This is a genomic window from Paracoccus sp. SY (assembly GCF_002901215.1).
GTDB lineage: Bacteria > Pseudomonadota > Alphaproteobacteria > Rhodobacterales > Rhodobacteraceae > Paracoccus > Paracoccus acridae.
This window is the reverse complement of record NZ_NWMQ01000181.1, coordinates 1-687: the sequence shown is the minus strand read 5'-3', so window position 1 is coordinate 687 and position 687 is coordinate 1. Positions and strand designations below refer to the sequence as shown.

Below are 687 nucleotides of genomic sequence, written 5' to 3'. Positions count from 1 at the left end.
CGCCTCGATCTCGCCGAGCCGCCTGTCCACATCTTCGGGCAGCTCCTCGGCTTCCGCATGCTCGGCCTCCAGTTGGTCGTATTCGTCGCGCAAAGTCTCGCGCGCGGCGCGCTCCTCCGCGGTCAGGTCGATGGTGGTGCCGGCAATCCGACGCAGCCCGCGGTCGTGGCCATAGGGTAAGCTCACGGCCACCTCGACCCAGGCCCAGCCTTCCGCGGCAATCGTCTTGGCCTCACACTTCAGCTTCTCCGCGACCATCCGGTCGAGCAGGGCCACGTCCTGCAGCCAGCCACCATCGTCGCCCTCGAAGAGATCGCGCAGCACGATGCCGCCCGCCGCCTCGTAGGCCGAAACACCCACGAAGAGCGCCCGCCGGTCGGACGCCCGCACCGTGGTTTCCGTCAGCATCCGGCGGATGGTGTGGGGCTCCTTCGACCAGCTGTCCTTGATGACCTGCCAGACCTGCTCCTGGCGGGCATGATCCTCCGAGACGGTGAAGGCCATCAGCTGCTCGAGCGTCATGGCGTCCTCGCCATAGACCTCGAGCAGCGCGGGCGAGACAGAAGCCAGCCGCAGGCGCTGCTTGACGATCTTCACGTCGACGAAAAAGGCTGCGGCAATGGCCTCCTCTGTCATGCCGGTCTCGCGCAGGGTCTGGAAGGCACGGAACTGATCGAGCGGATGGAG

1 protein-coding gene is annotated in these 687 nt (G+C 66.8%); it reads right to left on the bottom strand.

Features of this window, described 5'->3' with window-relative positions:
• Positions 1-687, bottom strand: a 687-nt coding sequence (locus tag CK944_RS22445) for a ParB/RepB/Spo0J family partition protein (RefSeq protein ID WP_371411694.1), incomplete at both ends; no start/stop codon positions are given.